Annotated in this window: 18 protein-coding genes; 15 read left to right on the forward strand and 3 right to left on the reverse strand. The window is 39.1% G+C overall.

The genetic code is table 11. The features are described from left to right. Nucleotides 1-11: 11 nt before the first annotated feature. The 9 genes from AB1Z56_RS20685 (at nucleotide 12) to AB1Z56_RS20725 (ending at nucleotide 6,876) form a co-directional block, all read left to right on the forward strand. On the forward strand, nucleotides 12-674 hold the full coding sequence (locus AB1Z56_RS20685; protein ID WP_309367243.1) for a DedA family protein: 663 nt from the start codon (nucleotides 12-14) through the stop codon (nucleotides 672-674). Between the two features lie 25 nt (nucleotides 675-699). Next, nucleotides 700-1,347 (forward strand): DedA family protein, encoded by a 648-nt coding sequence (locus AB1Z56_RS20690; RefSeq protein ID WP_426789999.1) that lies wholly within the window; start codon nucleotides 700-702, stop codon nucleotides 1,345-1,347. 282 nt (nucleotides 1,348-1,629) lie between these two features. After that, nucleotides 1,630-2,205 (forward strand): CAP domain-containing protein, encoded by a 576-nt coding sequence (locus AB1Z56_RS20695; protein WP_309367245.1) that lies wholly within the window; start codon nucleotides 1,630-1,632, stop codon nucleotides 2,203-2,205. Between the two features lie 79 nt (nucleotides 2,206-2,284). Further along, entirely contained in the window at nucleotides 2,285-3,160 is an 876-nt protein-coding gene (locus AB1Z56_RS20700; RefSeq protein WP_293899449.1) for a YicC/YloC family endoribonuclease, read from the forward strand. A gap of 2 nt (nucleotides 3,161-3,162) precedes the next feature. Next, entirely contained in the window at nucleotides 3,163-3,732 is a 570-nt protein-coding gene (gene gmk, locus AB1Z56_RS20705; RefSeq protein ID WP_293899446.1) for a guanylate kinase, read from the forward strand. A 4-nt stretch (nucleotides 3,733-3,736) separates the two neighbouring features. After that, entirely contained in the window at nucleotides 3,737-4,312 is a 576-nt protein-coding gene (gene nadD / locus AB1Z56_RS20710) for a nicotinate (nicotinamide) nucleotide adenylyltransferase (protein ID WP_426790000.1), read from the forward strand. A 185-nt stretch (nucleotides 4,313-4,497) separates the two neighbouring features. Next, nucleotides 4,498-5,253: a hypothetical protein gene (locus AB1Z56_RS20715; protein ID WP_426790001.1), complete on the forward strand. Its 756-nt coding sequence runs from the start codon at nucleotides 4,498-4,500 to the stop codon at nucleotides 5,251-5,253. Further along, nucleotides 5,234-6,016, forward strand: coding sequence for a hypothetical protein (locus AB1Z56_RS20720; RefSeq protein ID WP_426790002.1), 783 nt, complete (start codon nucleotides 5,234-5,236; stop codon nucleotides 6,014-6,016). The genes AB1Z56_RS20715 and AB1Z56_RS20720 overlap by 20 nt, the downstream gene beginning before the upstream one ends. After that, nucleotides 6,013-6,876 (forward strand): formylglycine-generating enzyme family protein, encoded by an 864-nt coding sequence (locus tag AB1Z56_RS20725; RefSeq protein WP_309367248.1) that lies wholly within the window; start codon nucleotides 6,013-6,015, stop codon nucleotides 6,874-6,876. Before AB1Z56_RS20720 ends, AB1Z56_RS20725 begins: the two co-directional genes overlap by 4 nt. Before the next feature lie 79 nt (nucleotides 6,877-6,955). Here AB1Z56_RS20725 and AB1Z56_RS20730 read toward each other — a convergent pair whose 3' ends face one another. From AB1Z56_RS20730 to kduI, 3 genes are read right to left on the reverse strand one after another with little or no spacing between them, the layout of a single operon-like run. Next, the gene (locus tag AB1Z56_RS20730) at nucleotides 6,956-7,720 is read right to left on the reverse strand and encodes an SDR family NAD(P)-dependent oxidoreductase (RefSeq protein WP_426792398.1); all 765 of its coding nucleotides are present in this window, start codon (nucleotides 7,718-7,720) and stop codon (nucleotides 6,956-6,958) included. A gap of 5 nt (nucleotides 7,721-7,725) precedes the next feature. Continuing rightward, complete coding sequence (locus AB1Z56_RS20735; RefSeq protein WP_426790003.1) at nucleotides 7,726-8,847, reverse strand: DUF4861 family protein; 1,122 nt, start codon at nucleotides 8,845-8,847, stop codon at nucleotides 7,726-7,728. A gap of 11 nt (nucleotides 8,848-8,858) precedes the next feature. Then, complete coding sequence (gene kduI / locus AB1Z56_RS20740; protein ID WP_309367250.1) at nucleotides 8,859-9,704, reverse strand: 5-dehydro-4-deoxy-D-glucuronate isomerase; 846 nt, start codon at nucleotides 9,702-9,704, stop codon at nucleotides 8,859-8,861. A 479-nt stretch (nucleotides 9,705-10,183) separates the two neighbouring features. Here kduI and surE point away from each other — a divergent pair, with 479 nt between their 5' ends. From surE to AB1Z56_RS20770, 6 genes are all read left to right on the forward strand, one after another. Then, nucleotides 10,184-10,954 carry a 5'/3'-nucleotidase SurE gene (surE, locus tag AB1Z56_RS20745; RefSeq protein WP_293899425.1) on the forward strand — a complete coding sequence of 257 codons (771 nt, stop codon included), beginning with the start codon at nucleotides 10,184-10,186 and terminating at the stop codon, nucleotides 10,952-10,954. 19 nt (nucleotides 10,955-10,973) lie between these two features. Next, complete coding sequence (locus AB1Z56_RS20750) at nucleotides 10,974-11,234, forward strand: hypothetical protein (protein WP_309367251.1); 261 nt, start codon at nucleotides 10,974-10,976, stop codon at nucleotides 11,232-11,234. A gap of 47 nt (nucleotides 11,235-11,281) precedes the next feature. Further along, on the forward strand, nucleotides 11,282-12,151 hold the full coding sequence (locus AB1Z56_RS20755) for a 1,4-dihydroxy-6-naphthoate synthase (RefSeq protein WP_309367252.1): 870 nt from the start codon (nucleotides 11,282-11,284) through the stop codon (nucleotides 12,149-12,151). Nucleotides 12,152-12,410: 259 nt separating this feature from the next. Next, nucleotides 12,411-15,698, forward strand: coding sequence for a preprotein translocase subunit SecA (gene secA / locus AB1Z56_RS20760; RefSeq protein ID WP_309367253.1), 3,288 nt, complete (start codon nucleotides 12,411-12,413; stop codon nucleotides 15,696-15,698). 20 nt (nucleotides 15,699-15,718) lie between these two features. Next, entirely contained in the window at nucleotides 15,719-16,177 is a 459-nt protein-coding gene (locus AB1Z56_RS20765) for an SPOR domain-containing protein (protein WP_426790004.1), read from the forward strand. Nucleotides 16,178-16,190: 13 nt separating this feature from the next. Beyond that, complete coding sequence (locus AB1Z56_RS20770; RefSeq protein WP_426790005.1) at nucleotides 16,191-17,381, forward strand: M20 metallopeptidase family protein; 1,191 nt, start codon at nucleotides 16,191-16,193, stop codon at nucleotides 17,379-17,381.

Raw genomic sequence — 17,381 nt, forward strand, 5'->3', positions numbered from 1 at the left:
TTCTTCTCGGTTTGGAAATAATTACACACCTCATTGACTTTATTCTCCATATTGATAAACATTTGGTTGAAATAGTCAATGATTATCAGACTTGGACATACCTTATTCTGTTTCTTATTATTTTTGTAGAAACCGGAGTGGTTGTCATGCCTTTTTTACCGGGGGATTCTTTGTTGTTTGCTGCAGGCATGCTAGCGGCACAACCGAATGATCTCAACGTATGGCTGATGATTTTTGTTTTGTTGGTTGCTGCGGTTTCCGGTGATTCCTTGAATTATTCTATCGGAAAACATTTTGGTATGCGCTTAACAAAATTTAAGCTCTTTGGTAAACAGGTTGTCAAAGATGAGCAGATTGCCAAGACGCATTCTTTTTATGAGAAATATGGTAGTAAAACGATCGTTATAGCGCGCTTTGTACCAATTGTTCGCACCCTGGCACCTTTCGTAGGTGGTATTGGAAAGATGAATTATGGTACTTTCATTACGTATAATGTTGTAGGAGCTGTCTTGTGGGTGGGTGGTATAACCCTTGCCGGATATTTTTTGGGGAATATTCCAATTATCCGGGATAATTTCTCGAAGGTAGTACTGATCATTATTTTTATATCTGTATTGCCGATAGTCATCGAAATCATAAAAGAAAAGATAAAAGCTAAAAAGGGAGTCCAATAGGATTCCCTTTTTTTATAGATCAAGAATGGAAACGATAACACAACTCATTAATTTTATATTACATATTGATGAGCATCTTTTGCAGCTGATCAATAGTTATGCGAACTGGACTTATTTGATTTTGTTTTTGGTCATCTTTGCTGAAACAGGATTTGTTGTCACACCATTTCTTCCCGGAGATTCTGTTTTATTTGCTCTGGGAGCAATAATTGCCCGACCAGACTGCCAGCTCTCTTTGCCACTGTTTATTGTTATTTTAATCTTAGCTGCTATTTCTGGCGATTTCGTGAATTATGAAATTGGTAAATATGTTGGAATAAGAGTTTTTAGACCAGGATCAAGGGTATTTAAACCTTCTTATCTGCAAAAAACACAAGATTTTTATGCCAAACACGGAACCAAGACCATCGTTTATGCTCGATTTGTGCCTATTGTTAGGACTTTTGCCCCATTTGTAGCAGGTATTGGTAAAATGCCCTATACCGTCTTCGGAAAATACAATATAGTGGGGGGGATGTTATGGGTTTCTTTATTTATCCTAACAGGCTATTACTTTGGACAGCTGCCATTTTTTAAACATAATTTTTCCTTGGTTATCTTAGGTGTTATTTTTATTAGCTTAATACCCATGCTTATACAATTTTTATCTGCTAAACAGTCAAAAAAAGATTAAACGTTGCATACTAAATATCGTCTTTTAAGGTTAAAGGGTAAGTACGAATTATTCTTACTTGAGAAGCACTAACGTTGATGAACGAGCGATTGTTCTAAAAAATATTATCAAGTAAACGAAGCGAATAAAATTGCCAGGAAATTCGGATCTACCATTGCAAGAGCACTTGTTTCTGTATGAAATATCCATGTTTGGTATCTAAATATACTGACGAGAATCACTTGGATATTGCTTTAAATAGGAGTGTCGTGCATTAGGAGCTTATGAAATAACTATTTAGGTATGAATTATTTGGTTTTAGCATTTACCTTGTTTTTTACGCAGTTTGCTTTAGCACAGCGTGTTGTTGTTGATCATCATCAAGCCAAAGAGGCTTATGAATTATTGAATAAAATTCGCACAAGTCCAGAAAAGTATAAGAAAGAACTCAAACTTTTTAATCTTCAGAAGATTAAACGTACAAAACTCCATTGGAACAATCAGCTGGCTGAGGTTGCTGTTTACCGCGCGAAAGACATGGCTAAACGCTCTTATTTTGACCATGTTTCTCCCGAAGGATATGGGCCTAACTATTTCATTGAAGAGGCCGGTTATCAGCTTAATCCTGAATGGCTGAAAAAACGAAATTCTAACAATTTTGAATCCATTGCTGCCAATCGAGCCAGTGCTACAGAGGCCATTAAAGCCCTTATTATCGGAAAGGAGGCACCTGGATACCATCATCGTACGCATTTATTGGGTATGGATCAGTGGAATGCTTCCTTGTATGATATCGGAATTGGCTATGTGGAATGTAAAGGTGCCAGGCCTTATGAAAGTTATCTTGTTGTTATCATCGCCAAGCACGACTGGAACTAAAAGGAAGTTAATTTGAGGAGTATCAGCAATTAATCAATGCAGAGTATTCAATTTTTACTGAAAAGTCATACCTTTGCATATGATAAAATCCATGACAGGATATGGCACGGCTTCCGCTGATAACGGTAAAGTTAAATATAGTGTCGAAATAAAGTCCTTAAATTCAAAATTCCTTGAATTAAATCTCCGTTTGCCCAAAGTTGTTTCGGACAAAGAATTAACCCTGCGGACTGAAAGCAGCAAACTTATTGAGCGTGGTAAAGTTAACATGAATGTAACTGTCGAATACACGGATCAAACAGCAAAAGCGTCTTCCATCAATTCCGATTTACTTAAAAAATATTACAGTCAATTGCAGCAGATTGCATCCGAGCTCAACGACACAAATGTCAACTTGTTTGAGCTTGCATTAAATATGCCTGAGGTAATCACCAATAATGATGATTCGGTTGATGACGAAGAGTCTAAAGTATTAATGGATGCTTTTTATGATGCGGTCAAACGTTTTAATACATTTCGTGAAGATGAAGGCAATGTACTTGCAGAAGACTTAAAGAAGAGAGCCGAGCTGATATTGACCTATCTTGGACAAGTGGAAGATCTAGAGGTAGAACGTATTCCATTGATCAGACAGCGTATCGAGCAATTTTTAAATGATACCGTGGGTAAGGAGAATGTAGATCAAAATCGATTTGAACAAGAACTCGTTTATTACATTGATAAATTGGATGTGACTGAAGAAAAAGTCCGATTGCGTTCCCACTGTAATTACTTTTTAAAAGCATTTGAATCTGCGGATTCAAACGGAAAAAAATTGGGTTTTATTTCACAGGAAATGGGAAGGGAGATCAATACCCTAGGCTCTAAAGCCAATCATGCGGGCATTCAACAGATTGTGGTCCGAATGAAAGAAGAATTAGAAAAAATAAAAGAGCAATTGCTCAACGTATTATAAGAATGAGCGGTAAATTAATTATATTCTCGGCACCATCGGGAGCGGGAAAAACAACAATCGTAAGGGATCTTTTAAGTAAACATGGCGATAAAATAGAGTTTTCCATTTCAGCGAGTACACGCGATCCCAGAGGACAGGAAGTGAATGGAAAAGACTACTACTTTATGTCGAAAGAAGAGTTTTTACATAAGGTAGCCAAACAAGAGTTTATCGAGTTCGAAGAAGTTTATTCAGGTACATTTTATGGGACGCTGCGTTCTGAAATTGAACGTATTTGGAAAGAAGGTAAACATGTTATTTTTGATATCGATGTTGTCGGCGGATTACGTTTGAAATCTAAATTTCCAGAACAGGCAATCTCGATATTCGTTCAGCCGCCTTCTTTGGAGGTTCTTAAGGAACGATTAACAGGACGTGGAACGGACTCCGAGGAAAAACTACAGGAGCGGTTTGCTAAGGCTGAATTGGAACTTACGTATGCCAATAAGTTTGATGTTATATTGAAGAATTTTGATTTAGCTACCGCATGTGCCGATGCGGAAGAAATCGTCATGGGATTTATTAATAAATAGGTTCATGCGTAAGATTGGTTTATTTTTTGGCTCTTTTAATCCGGTGCATATTGGGCATCTGATCATTGCTAATTATATGGCCAGCTTTACTGGACTGGATGAAGTTTGGTTTGTGGTTTCTCCACAGAATCCGTTTAAAAAGAAATCTACACTGGCAGATCCCTATGACCGTTTGGAAATGTTGAATCTAGCATTGGAATATTGTGAACATTTGCGGGTCAGTGATATTGAATTCCACTTGCCTATACCATCGTATACCATCGATACCTTGACTCATCTAAAGGAGAAATACCCTAATCGTGAATTTGTGCTTCTAATGGGGCAGGACAATTTGGAATCGCTGGAAAAATGGAAGAATGCTGATATTATTTTACGTGATTACCAAATTTATGTTTATCCGCGGCCGGGATACGAAAATGAAAAATTTAAAGATCATCCTTCAATTATCATGACAGATACACCTTTGATGGAATTATCTTCTACTTTTCTGCGGAAGGCAATTAAGGAAAATAAAAATATTCAGTTTTTTACACCGCAAAAGGTAATTGATTTTATCGATAAAAAAGGTCTTTATTCCTAATTTAAGTAACAATACACAAAGCAAAAATCCCTAGACTGAATAAATCTAGGGATTTTTGTTTTGTATGAGATAGCCAGTAAAAGGCTAATTTGCTTAGATAGTGCCGAAAAGATTTTAGAAAATAAAGAGGAATAATTTTTGTAGGCATAATTTCTTTATTTTTAAAATTAATTAAATCATACGATATGAAAAGGATAGTTTTATTTATTATCTCTTTAGCTTGTTTTGGGAATGTTTTCGGACAAACAGATCAGACCGATGAAAATAATCTCTTCATGGATCCTGCTGCTATCGAAATGCGAAGCAAAATGACCATACCTCCTTATGGCTTGGACAAGGTAAAAGCACTAATTGCAAAAATAATCCCTGAAGAAGATAAAGAAATGACGGATGCAGGAACAAATGCGATTTCGGCTGTTGATTTTAAAAAGCTATCTCTACGTGAAAAATTTACCTATACCATGATTCACGCGGAGTTATATGCACAGAACTGTGCTATACCTGAGTACCAAACACAGATAGACAAAAAAATCTTTGGGACATTATTAGACGGTTTCAATGAATCTTCCTGGTCACAGAGACAGACCGATTTTCTGCAGGAAAATAGAGATTCTATTCTGAAACTTATTCAAGAATCTGTCGCGAGAAGCAAACGTATGGGGGTAAACTATAAGCATGCCCTAGTGGAATTAAACGCTTGGCAAATGATTCCTTTTATCATTGATTATGCTAAGAGAACACCGAAAGACAAGGATGCATTGACCCTGTTGCTGTTGCTTATGAAACGTGGTGAATATAATGAATTTATTAAATCTGCTTCGTTTAAAAAGTTGTATGGAGAACAAAGTAATTATTATTCTTATTTAAATTACAACAAAGAAAATGAAGCTTTGATCTTTAGTAGGGCGCTGAATTATTACAATGAGAAAAAAAGCAAGTAGAATATTTGGGCTTTTGATCCTCTTTTTGGGAGGATTGTGTTTTAACTTCGTTAAGGCACAGGAATACAAAGATGTTGCCTGGAGTGATCCCCGTCCTCAGGATTCCTCGTATTATGCCTTTCGTGAAAAAAATAGTATTCCTCCTTTTAATAGAAAAAAGGTTCAAAATCTAATAGATAAACGTTTAAGTGCTCTTCCTGATGAAGCATTGACTGACTATGATGCCGGAATATCTATCCGTGATTTTAATACCTTAAGTTTTGAGGAGAAATTCACATACACGATGATTTATCCAGAGATATTTAGTCAAGCTTGTGCGGAACGCATGTTTTTATATGACCCTCAGAATAAAATATTCGGCCAGTTGCTTTTCGTTTATGGAGGTGTCTTTTGGAGTGATCGGCAGATCTCTTTTATGAAAAAGAATAAAGAAAGGGTGTTAGGATTAATACAGAATCTAGCTGTAAAGAACCATGAGATGGGTTTAAATTACAAGTCGGCAATTTTGGAGATAGATGCCTTGGAAAGCATTCCCTTTTTGATTGACTTTTACCGGTCAAACCCAAGGGACAAAGATATATTGACAACACTTTTGCTGCTCTTAAAAAAAGCGAAAATTTCTGATTTCGAACGATCGAAAATATACAGCAAACTATATGGTTCGGATGTGAGCTATGACAGCTGGATAAACTTTTCTGAGGCAAATGAGCGGTATATTCTTGAAACCGCGGCAGCATATTATAAGATACAGCAAGGAAAATGAGAAAGTTACTCTATTTGGTGGGATGGATTCTCCTATACTTTCCATGTGATGCACAGGAAAACAATTATGTTCAAATTCCAGCGGGTAATTACCATTTAGGTGATACCGTAAGTCTAGACAATCCCAAAAGAACTGTATATATCGAATCATTCTGGATTTCCAAATATGAGCTGACCAATGCTGATTTTGAAAAATTTGTTCGGGCAACAGGCTATAAAACATTAGCGGAGCGCTATCACAACGCTATGGTCTTTGAACCCGGACTGGAGGAATTTCGTTGGTTGCAAGATAGTACAGCCTATTGGCGCTTTCCAAATGGCATAAGCCGGGGTGGTATTGAGACAAAAATGAACCATCCGGTTACCTGTATTTCCTTCAGGGATGTATTAGCATATTGCGAATGGGCTGCATGCAGGTTGCCATCTTTTGATGAATGGGAGGTCGCGGCAAGAGCAGGCAGTGAAGGTTATTATTTTGACGGTGTCGATAAAGAGAATATCGGCGACTATGCAAATATATGGCATGGAAGAGATCATTTGAAAGCCGATGTTTCAGATGGATATCTTTATACCGCTCCAGTGGGAAAATTCAAACCAAACCCATGGGGACTTTACGATATCTTTGGCAATGTGTTTGAATTCTGTGCAGGTAGCCTCAAAAGGGATGGCGATCGTTCTATTGCACATGCCCGTGGGGGCTCCTGGTGGTGCAGCAAAAATAGCTGCGCAGCTTTCAACACAGTGTATATCGGTTCGGTAAGCCCCAATGCATCTTTTAGCAATTTGGGATTTAGAACCGTAAAAAACTTTCATGATTCCTTTGGATCAACAACGCGCATGAAAGTTCTTGATGGCCTTTGAAAACTGACACTTTCAGAAAAAAAGCCTTTATCCCTTCGGATAAAGACTTTTAAAACAAACTCATCGTAAAGATGGAATTTTATCTTCCCATCCAGCCGCCATCGACTGTAAGGATGGTTCCATGTACATAATCTGATGCTTTTGAGGCGAGGAATACAGCTGGACCCTTAAAATCTTCTGGAGTTCCCCAGCGTCCTGCAGGTATACGGTCCAAAATGGACTTGGAGCGTTCGGGATCATCTCTCAGCGCTTCTGTATTATCCGTAGCGATGTAACCTGGTGCAAATCCATTGACATTAACACCTTTCGATGCCCACTCATTGGCAAAAGCTTTTACCAGAGACCCTACAGCTCCTTTCGAAGCGGCGTATCCCGGAACATTGATACCGCCCTGAAAGGTCAGTAAAGAAGCTGTAAATACAATCTTTCCAGTTCCACGTGAAATCATGTCCTTTCCGATTTCACGCGTCAGTATGAATTGCGCATTTTGATTGATCTCAATGATTTCATCCCAATATTCATCGGGGTGCTCAGCAGCAGGTTTGCGGAGTATATTTCCCGCATTGTTAAAAAGGATATCAATTGTAGGGTGTGCTGATTTTACATTTTCTATGAACTTGTAGAGTTCTGTCCGTTTAGAAAAATCACATTGATAGGCGTAGAAGTTTCTACCCAATGCTTTTATGGATTTTTCTACGGCAGAGCCTTCAGTTTCCAATGACGCTGAAACGCCAATAATATCGGCTCCAGCTTCAGCCAATGCTTCGGCAATTGCCTTACCGATTCCTCTTTTGCAGCCTGTTACCAAAGCTACTTTTCCACTTAAGTCAAAAGATTCCAATATGGACATTATTTTGAATATTTTATTGTTAATGGTTGATCTAAATTATTTTTGAATGTTTTGACATAGGATTGCCATTGGTCAAAACTGCCTATTTTACCAGCTTTGTTGAAAGCAGCCCCCGCAAAATAGACTAGCGGTTTATTATTTTTGACCGTTGTCGCTAGTAAAAATTGTTGTGGACTATCTTTGAAAACATATTTTACTTTAGGCAGGATGACGGCAGTGCCGGTAATTTTATCTCCTTCGGCAGGCTCCCAGTAAGCCAAAATTCCATTTTTTACATCATTTAGAATTTGAGGTTTTTCCTCTTTCCTTTTGGCGATTCCCACGACAATTGGAGTCGCTTCTGAACTCGTATTTTTGACCGAATAGCTTATTTTGTTTAATTGGCTGCCAGCATCTAAAGAGACTGTTTTTTCAACTTGCAGCTGTTGACCTTTTACGTTCTCGGGCTCATAGATGAGTTTAAATGAAGAGCGTAAAGGACCGTTGTCCAATACTTCGTATTGGCGATAATGCTTATGGTATACGACCTGCTGGTCAATAAATGGAGTCGCATCGCCAACTCCTAGGGTTTGTCCAACGGAATAGTAATCTAAGCCTTTGCCATGATCCGCGTGATAATCACCGGTTTTGTACCATTCGTCAACGACAAGGTCGTTGCTGCGCTTTGCCCAAAAGTCAAAACCCTGTGCGTCCTCAGAAGTTCCTTCTAAGGCCTTTCCGTACGCTCTAAAAGCTGCAATGTCATTTTCCCAGGCAAAGTCATCTTTGCGTTCAGGGATGTACCGTGCGTAGGTTTTGGGCGCAACTGCGGTAGGAATATTTTCATTCACTCCAAATGTCAATGAACCTTTAGGAGCGATGCTTATTTGGATCAATACATTTTGGGCAGTGGGCTTTCCTAGTTTTTCAAGCTGATAAGCCAATTCCTTTTTGTCCTTATCCACAATTGTAAATACATTGTTTTTTAATTCGAAGTGTTTTTCGAATACTGTATAAGGGATGCTGATCAACTCCGTTCTTGTGCTCGCAGAAGGATTGCTTACGGTAATGGTTTTGTTGTTTTGCGCAGAAGCAACTGTTGAAAGCCCTAGCGCTAAGCTCAATACGACTGTTTTTTTCATTTGATAAAGGGTTACTTTAATTCAGTGATTGCACATTTGTCCATATCATCATAATCTAAATTTTCACCGGCCATTCCCCAGATGAAGGTATAATTGGAAGTTCCAGCGCCTGAGTGAATTGACCATGGGGGTGAGATGACAGCCTGATCGTTGTGCATCCAAATATGGCGGGTCTCATCAATAGGTCCCATAAAATGTGATACAGCCTGACCTTCAGGTAATTCAAAGTAGAAATAGACTTCCATACGACGGTCGTGGGTGTGTGATGGCATTGTATTCCATACAGACCCGGGTTTTAACTCTGTCATACCCATCTGTAATTGGCAGGTTTGTACAACTTTATTCAATAACATCTGGTTGATCGTGCGATGATTAGCTGTTTCTAATGAGCCTAATTCAATTTTATTGGCATCTTCTTTCGTTACCTTTTTAGTTGGGTAGCTGCAATGAGCCGGAGTCGAGTTTAAATAGAATTTCGCCGGATTATCAGTATCCTTACTGGAAAAATAGACCTCTTGGGCGCCCTGGCCAATATAAAGTGCTTCTTTGGTATTGAGATCGTAGACAGTACCATCAACCTCAACCTGACCATTTCCACCAACATTGATAATACCCAGTTCTCTTCGGGAAAGGAAATACGGTTCTTTTAGTAATTCCGGAATAGTATCCAATTTTATTTTTGAACTTACAGGCATTGCGCCACCAGCCATATAGCGATCGTAGTGGGTATAGACAAAGTTAATTTTATCGGCTTCAAAAACTTTTTCAATTAGAAAATTGTCTCTTAATCCTTGTGTATCTAAAGTTTTGTATTCCTTTGGCCCTATTGCATAGCGGGATTCAAAATTAATGCTCATAACTGAATTATTTTTTATTTGAATGCTAAATTTAGGGCTAATATTTGTCAATAACCATACAATCTTACGCAAACGATGTCGTAGTATCTATAGGTTCTCCTGCTTTTTTAAATGATGTTACTTCGCTAATGGATAATTTAACAACAACTTACTATCAATTCCTATACTAACATCGATATAACAGGGGGTTAACAGGGGGTTAACAAGGGGTTAGCAGGGGGTTAACAGGGGTATACCCCTGTTAACCCCCTGCTAATAGGCTGTAAACCTAGTGTGAGATCGGGTTTAATATTAGTATTGGTATTATATTTATAGGGAGTTCGTATTTTTTTCCTCTTTTGTCAATATTATTTACATCTCGGTTTCAGATTTACTAACTTCGTATATGGTAAAGAAGAAATCCCCATATGCTAAAAGCACAATCATGGATGGAGACAATTGGGGATTCCAGATGACCATAAAAGAGAAATAAATTACATATGAAACCTAATATTTTAGTTGTTAACGATGACGGTATAACAGCTCCGGGGATTAAGGTGTTGCTGGAGGAAATGCAGAAAATTGGAAATGTTGTCGTTGTTGCTCCCGATTCGGCGCAATCTGGAATGGGGCATGCTATTACACTCGGCAGACCGTTGCGTTTAGACAAAATCAATCTATATGAAGGGGTAGAAATGTATCAGTGTTCGGGAACACCGGTAGATTGCGTGAAGCTCGCCGTAAATAAAGTTTTTAAGGGGCAAAAACCAGATATCTGTGTTTCGGGTATCAATCATGGGCTCAATAATTCAATCAATGTTCTTTATTCAGGTACCATGTCTGCTGCGGTAGAAGGGGCTATTGAAGGTATTCCTTCCGTGGGATTTTCGCTTGATAATTTTTCCCATGATGCAGATTTTAGCTATTGTAGGCCCTATGTGATTTCTATTGCCGAGCAAGTGCTGGCCAATGGTCTTCCTAAAAATACATTGCTGAATGTTAATTTTCCACAAACTCCCGGGTTTAAAGGTATTAAAATCTGTCGGCAGGCAGGAGGACATTGGGTCGAAGAATTTGATGAACGTATTGATCCGCATAACCGCGATTATTATTGGACAACAGGCAAATTTGTTTTGCAGGACAGAGGTGAGGATACCGATTGTTTTGCCCTGGCCAATGGTTATGTGTCTGTTGTTCCGACACAGTTTGATATGACAGCGCATCATGCCATTCCAGAGTTAAATTCATGGAGCTTTGATCATCTTGGATAAACGGTTAGATATAGCAAACGTGAAAAATAATTTTTGGATAGGGTTGGGCATTGGAGCCATTTTTCCGGCTTTGGCTCATGTTTTGGTGCGTTTTACGGATCTTGAGCTTCATTTTTTGCCTGAGAAGCCTATGGCTATCTATACCATAGCTGTACTGGTTAATTTAGTCCTGTTGCGCTTTGTTTATCGCGCGGGAAATGATCATACCGGAAAAGGAATTATGGTAAGCACTTTTTTGGCCATGGTACTCTATCTGATTACACATAAAGTTACTGTTTGATTAAATTTGTGAAATCCCATGCGTTTAGTGGGAAAAATTGAAAAAAAATGAAATTGACATTAGGATTTTCACCATGCCCAAATGATACATTTATTTTTGATGCCTTAATTCATCATAAAATAGATACGAAAGGACTGGATTTTGAGGTTGAATATCAAGATGTGGAAACCTTAAATTTGAAGGCTTTCAAAGGCGATCTTGATATTACCAAGCTGAGCTATCATGCTTTTGCCTACGCTGTTGAGGATTATGAGTTACTTGATGCTGGAAGCGCATTAGGCTTCGGTGTGGGGCCTATGCTGATTACCAAGGATCCGAAATTAGCCAAATTGCTGCAACAAAAATTGGACAGAGCTGAAGGCTTAGAAGGATTCGATCAGTTGAAAGTGGGCTATCCTGGGAAATATACAACTGCAAATTTTTTATTGAGTCTGGCATTCCCCGAATTAAAAAATAAAGTTGAGCTGGTTTTTTCGGATATTGAAGGCGCTTTATTGGATGGATCGATTGATCTGGGCCTAATTATTCACGAAAATAGATTCACTTATGCTGAAAAGGGATTGCATAAAGTCGTTGATTTAGGGGAGTATTGGGAGAAGACGACAAAATTTCCGATTCCTCTTGGCGGAATTGTCGTAAAACGTAGTCTGCCGCAAGAGGTGAAAGATACATTGAACACAGTTTTAAAAGAAAGTGTAGAATTTGCATTTGCCAATCCGAAATCTGGGCTTGAGTTTATTCGTGCGCATGCACAGGAAATGAGTGAAGAGGTGATGTATAAGCATATTGAACTTTATGTCAATAAATATTCAGTAGAATTGGGCCTTGAAGGACGTAATGCAATTAAGAAGATGTTTGAAAAGGCTCAGGAGCTAGGTTTCATTCCGTATTCAGCTAAAAAGCTGTTTTTATCATAGCTCATTTATCGTTAATAAAGAAATATTTTAGCTGGAAAATCAGGAGGGCAATCCAGTCAAATAGGGCTAAGTATAGGAGAGATTCCTATCGGTTGTGTGGAACTGACATTTTCAATAAAAAATAACGTAAAAAAAATGGATGTAAGCTGTTAGATATCATATCTAATAACTAAATTTGCCCGATTAGTGTCAAATTGTCTGCAATTTTACTTTGGAGTCATTATTGTACAAAATCTTAAGTTGAGATAGAAAAAAAATTATGTTAAAGTTTTTAAGTAAATTATTTGGAAGTAAATCCGAGAGAGATATCAAGGGAATTCAGCCTGTGGTGGATCAAATCAAAGCTGAATATGAGAAGCTTTCAAATCTAACCAATGACGAGTTACGTGCCAAGACCGTTGATTTCAAAGAAAGAATTAAGAATTACCTAGCAGATATTGACCAAGAGATTGATACGCTTAAAAAAGAGGCAGATCAAGACGAGGACGATATGGCAAAGAAGACTTCAATTTACGAGCAGGTGGACAAATTGTCCAAAGATCGTGACAAGAAGTTGGAAGAGGTATTGAAGGATATTTTACCAGAAGCATTCGCTGTGGTAAAAGAAACTTCAAGACGTTTGACTGAAAACGAAGAACTAGAAGTTACAGCCAATGACTTTGACAGAGAACTGGCCGTATACAAACAAAACGTTATCATCAATGGAGATAAAGCCATTTGGAAAAACAAATGGATGGCAGCCGGTACCGAGGTAACTTGGAACATGGTACACTATGATGTCCAATTAATTGGTGGTATTGTATTGCACAGTGGTAAAATTGCCGAGATGGCAACAGGTGAGGGTAAAACGTTGGTAGGAACACTACCGACTTATCTAAACGCGCTATCTGGACAAGGTGTACACATTGTAACGGTAAATGATTACCTTGCCCGTCGTGACTCTGAATGGAATGCACCATTATTTGAATTCCATGGATTATCTGTTGACTGTATTGATAAACATCAGCCAAATTCGCCACAACGCCGTAAAGCTTACCAATCGGATATCGTATATGGTACGAATAACGAGTTTGGTTTCGATTATCTGCGTGATAATATGGTTCAGACACCAGACGCACTGGTACAAGGAAAATTACACTTTGCCATGGTCGATGAGGTTGACTCTGTATTGATTGATGATGCACGTACACCATTAATTATCTCAGGTCCGATTCCTCGTGGCGATCAACATGAATTTTACCAATTGAAACCACGTATCGAACGTTTGGTACATGTACAGAAAGCTTACATCAATACTGTTTTGAATGACGCTAAAAAAGCTTTGGCGGCAGGAGATTCTGATGTTGAAGGTGGTGGTTTGGCCTTGTTAAGAGCTTATAGAGGTTTACCTAAAAATAAAGCATTAATCAAGTTTTTAAGTGAAGGGGCTAATCGTTCTATCTTGCAAAAGGTAGAAAATTACTATATGCAAGAGCAAAATAAAAATATGCCTAAGGTAGATGCAGAACTTTATTTTGTGATTGATGAAAAGAACAATCAAGTAGAATTGACAGAAAAAGGAATTGAATTGATCACAGCAACAGGTGAGGATCCTTCATTCTTTATTCTACCGGATGTTGGTACTGAGATTGCTGAAATTGAAAAGTCTTCGTTGACTTTGGAAGAAAAGGCCGCTCAGAAAGAAGATATGTTACGCGATTATTCGATTAAAGCAGAGCGTATTCACTCGATCAATCAGCTGTTAAAAGCCTATACTTTGTTTGAAAATGATGTTGAATATATCGTTGATGAAGGTAAAGTGAAAATTGTTGACGAGCAAACAGGCCGTATCATGGATGGTCGTCGTTACTCGGATGGTTTGCACCAGGCGATCGAAGCGAAGGAGAATGTGAAAGTAGAAGACGCGACACAAACTTATGCAACGATTACATTGCAAAACTACTTCCGTATGTACCACAAACTTTCGGGTATGACCGGTACTGCGTCAACAGAGGCAGGTGAGCTTTGGGAAATTTACAAATTAGATGTAGTAGAAATTCCAACTAATCGTGTTGCCCAACGCGATGACCGTCAAGATTTGATCTATCGTACAGCACGTGAAAAATACAATGCAGTAGCTGAGGAAATTCAACGATTGACAGATGCTGGACGTCCAGTATTGGTCGGTACGACATCTGTCGAAATTTCGGAGTTATTGAGCCGTATGCTTCAATTGCGTAAGATTAAACATAACGTATTGAATGCGAAGTTACACCAAAAAGAGGCTGATATCGTCGCTGAAGCTGGACGTCCAGGTCAGGTGACTATCGCGACGAATATGGCAGGTCGTGGTACGGATATTAAATTGACCGAGGAAGTTAAAAATGCAGGTGGTCTTGCAATTATCGGTACTGAAAGACACGAATCTCGTCGTGTTGACCGTCAGTTACGCGGTCGTGCAGGTCGTCAAGGAGATCCAGGTTCTTCGCAATTCTTCGTTTCTTTGGAAGATAACTTGATGCGTTTGTTTGCTTCAGAGCGAATCTCTAACATCATGGTGAAAATGGGTGTTGAAGAGGGCGAAGTGATGCAACATAGTATGTTAACTAAATCCATCGAACGTGCACAACGTAAAGTGGAGGAGAATAACTTCGGTATCCGTAAACGTCTATTGGAATACGATGATGTGATGAACTCACAACGTACAGTAATCTATTCGAAGCGTAAAAATGCTTTGTTTGGAGAGCGTTTGGACGTGGATTTGAATAACATGATTTTTGATGTTGCAGAAGAAATTGTCGTTGAGGCCAAAGAACAAGGTAATTATGAAGATTTCCAAATTGAAGTAATCCGTATTTTTGCGATCACACCGGAAATAACAGCAGAAGAATTTGCTCAAGGTAAAATCGAAGGCTTGACTGATCGTCTTTTCGAACATGCAATTAATGCTTACCATCATAAAATTGAAGCCGTTGGCGCTTTGACAGTCCCTGTATTGAATAATGTATATGCAGAAAGAGGTCAAATCGTTGAAAATGTAGTTATTCCATTTACTGATGGTATCCGCGGCATTCAGGTTTCGGCAAATTTGAAAAAAGCGATCGAAAGCAACGGTAAAGAAGTTTTCAAATCGTTCGAAAAAGGAATTGTATTGGCTTTGATCGATGAGGCTTGGAAAGAGCACTTGCGTGAAATGGATGATTTAAAACAATCCGTTCAAAATGCTGTTTATGAACAAAAAGATCCAATCATCATTTATAAAATGGAAGCATTTGATTTGTTTAAATCGATGTTGGCCTCGATGAATAAGGATGTTGTAAGCTTTATCTTTAAAGGAGAGATTCCTGGTCAGGAACCGACTTCAATGCAAGCGAGACAAGTACAGCAGGCACCCGTGAAAACGATTGAAACTAAAGCTGAATTGGCTTCGCCTACAGGGGTGAGTGAAGAAGACGTGAATGACGGGCCAAAAGAACCAGTTCGTAATGAAAGTACTATTGGACGCAATGACGAATGTCCTTGTGGTTCAGGAAAAAAATATAAAAATTGCCACGGCGCAAATAACTAATCGCTAAGAAAGGTTAAACTATGCTGAAGAGAGGATTGATTTTCATACATGCACTTGTGCTGTTTACGATTGTAAATGTGAATGCACAGGAAAAAGGAGGAGTCATTGTAACCAAGGATTCGTTGATTACACAGCTTCAAAATTTTAGGGCGGCTATGGGGATCAATCCTGTCGAAAGCAAAGAGACAGTGGTTCCTTCTAAGCCCGTCGTCCGCTCAGCGGCAACACGGGTTAAAGTAAGAGGATTTCGCGTACAGATCTTCGCTGGATCAAACCGGAATCAGGCATTTTCGGAGCAGACACGTTTCCGAAGCATGTATAAAGATATTGATACCTATATTACCTATGACGAACCCAATTACCGTGTCAAAGTAGGTGATTTTAGAAGTCGCTCGGAGGCAAATGCTTTTATGCGCGAACTGCGTCAGTATTTTAGCAACGTCTTTGTTTTTTCAGAGAACGTTTTTGTGTATCAATAAATCAATCAACCTTATGGCAAGTACGAAAGAAAAAGTCCTGGCCTTAGCTCATCAATATTTTGAAGATACGGTTTCCAATCGTAGACATCTTCACCAGAATCCTGAACTTTCCTTCGAAGAATACAATACCTCGGCATTTGTAAAAACGCAATTGGATGAATTGGGAATTCCTTATGAGGCTAAAGCTGATACGGGCATTGTCGCTTTAATCAAAGGTGACCTACCCTCAGATGAAGTTATTGCGTTACGCGCAGATATGGACGCTTTACCGATTCAAGAAGTGGAGGGGCGCTCATATGGTTCCAAGAACCCAGGAGTAATGCATGCCTGTGGTCATGATGTACATACCTCTTCTCTTTTGGGGACAGCTAAAATATTGCATAGCCTGAAAGCCGAATTCGGAGGTACGATCAAATTGATCTTCCAACCGGGAGAGGAACGTTTACCAGGGGGAGCATCTTTGATGATCAAAGAAGGTGCCTTGCAGAATCCTGCTCCTTCTGCAATCATTGGACAGCATGTGATGCCTTTTATAGAAGTAGGGAAAGTCGGTTTCCGCGAAGGTAAATATATGGCATCATGCGACGAACTGTTCATGACTGTAAAAGGAAGAGGGGGACATGGTGCACATCCGCATCAAAATATCGATCCCATCGTTATTACGGCGCAGATTATCACAGCTTTACAACAAGTAGCTAGTCGCTTTGCGGATCCTCGTACACCGACTGTACTGTCGTTTGGAAAGATTCTCGCCAATGGAGCGACAAATATTATTCCTGATCAGGTTTATCTGGAAGGTACATTTCGCACATTTGATGAGAAATGGCGTGCTGAAGCCCATGAAAGAATGGTTAAAATAGCGGTGGGTATTGCTGAAAGTATGGGGGCAACATGCGAATTTGAGGTCCGTAAAGGCTATCCTTTTCTAATCAACGAGCCTGAACTGACTAAAAATGCACGGGCATTTGCCGAAGAATACCTTGGAAAGGAAAATGTTGTGGACCTGGATCTTTGGCCAGCAGCCGAAGATTTTTCGTATTATTCACAGGAAATCAATGCTTGCTTTTATCGTTTGGGTACAGGTAACGTTGCACGGGGTATTTCCTCTGCTGTACATACACCGACTTTTGACGTGGATGAGGCTTCTTTAGAGATCAGTACAGGATTGATGGCTTATATTACACTGCGCAGGCTCGGATATTAA

Source organism: Sphingobacterium sp. WOUb80 (genome assembly GCF_050058145.1).
GTDB lineage: Bacteria > Bacteroidota > Bacteroidia > Sphingobacteriales > Sphingobacteriaceae > Sphingobacterium.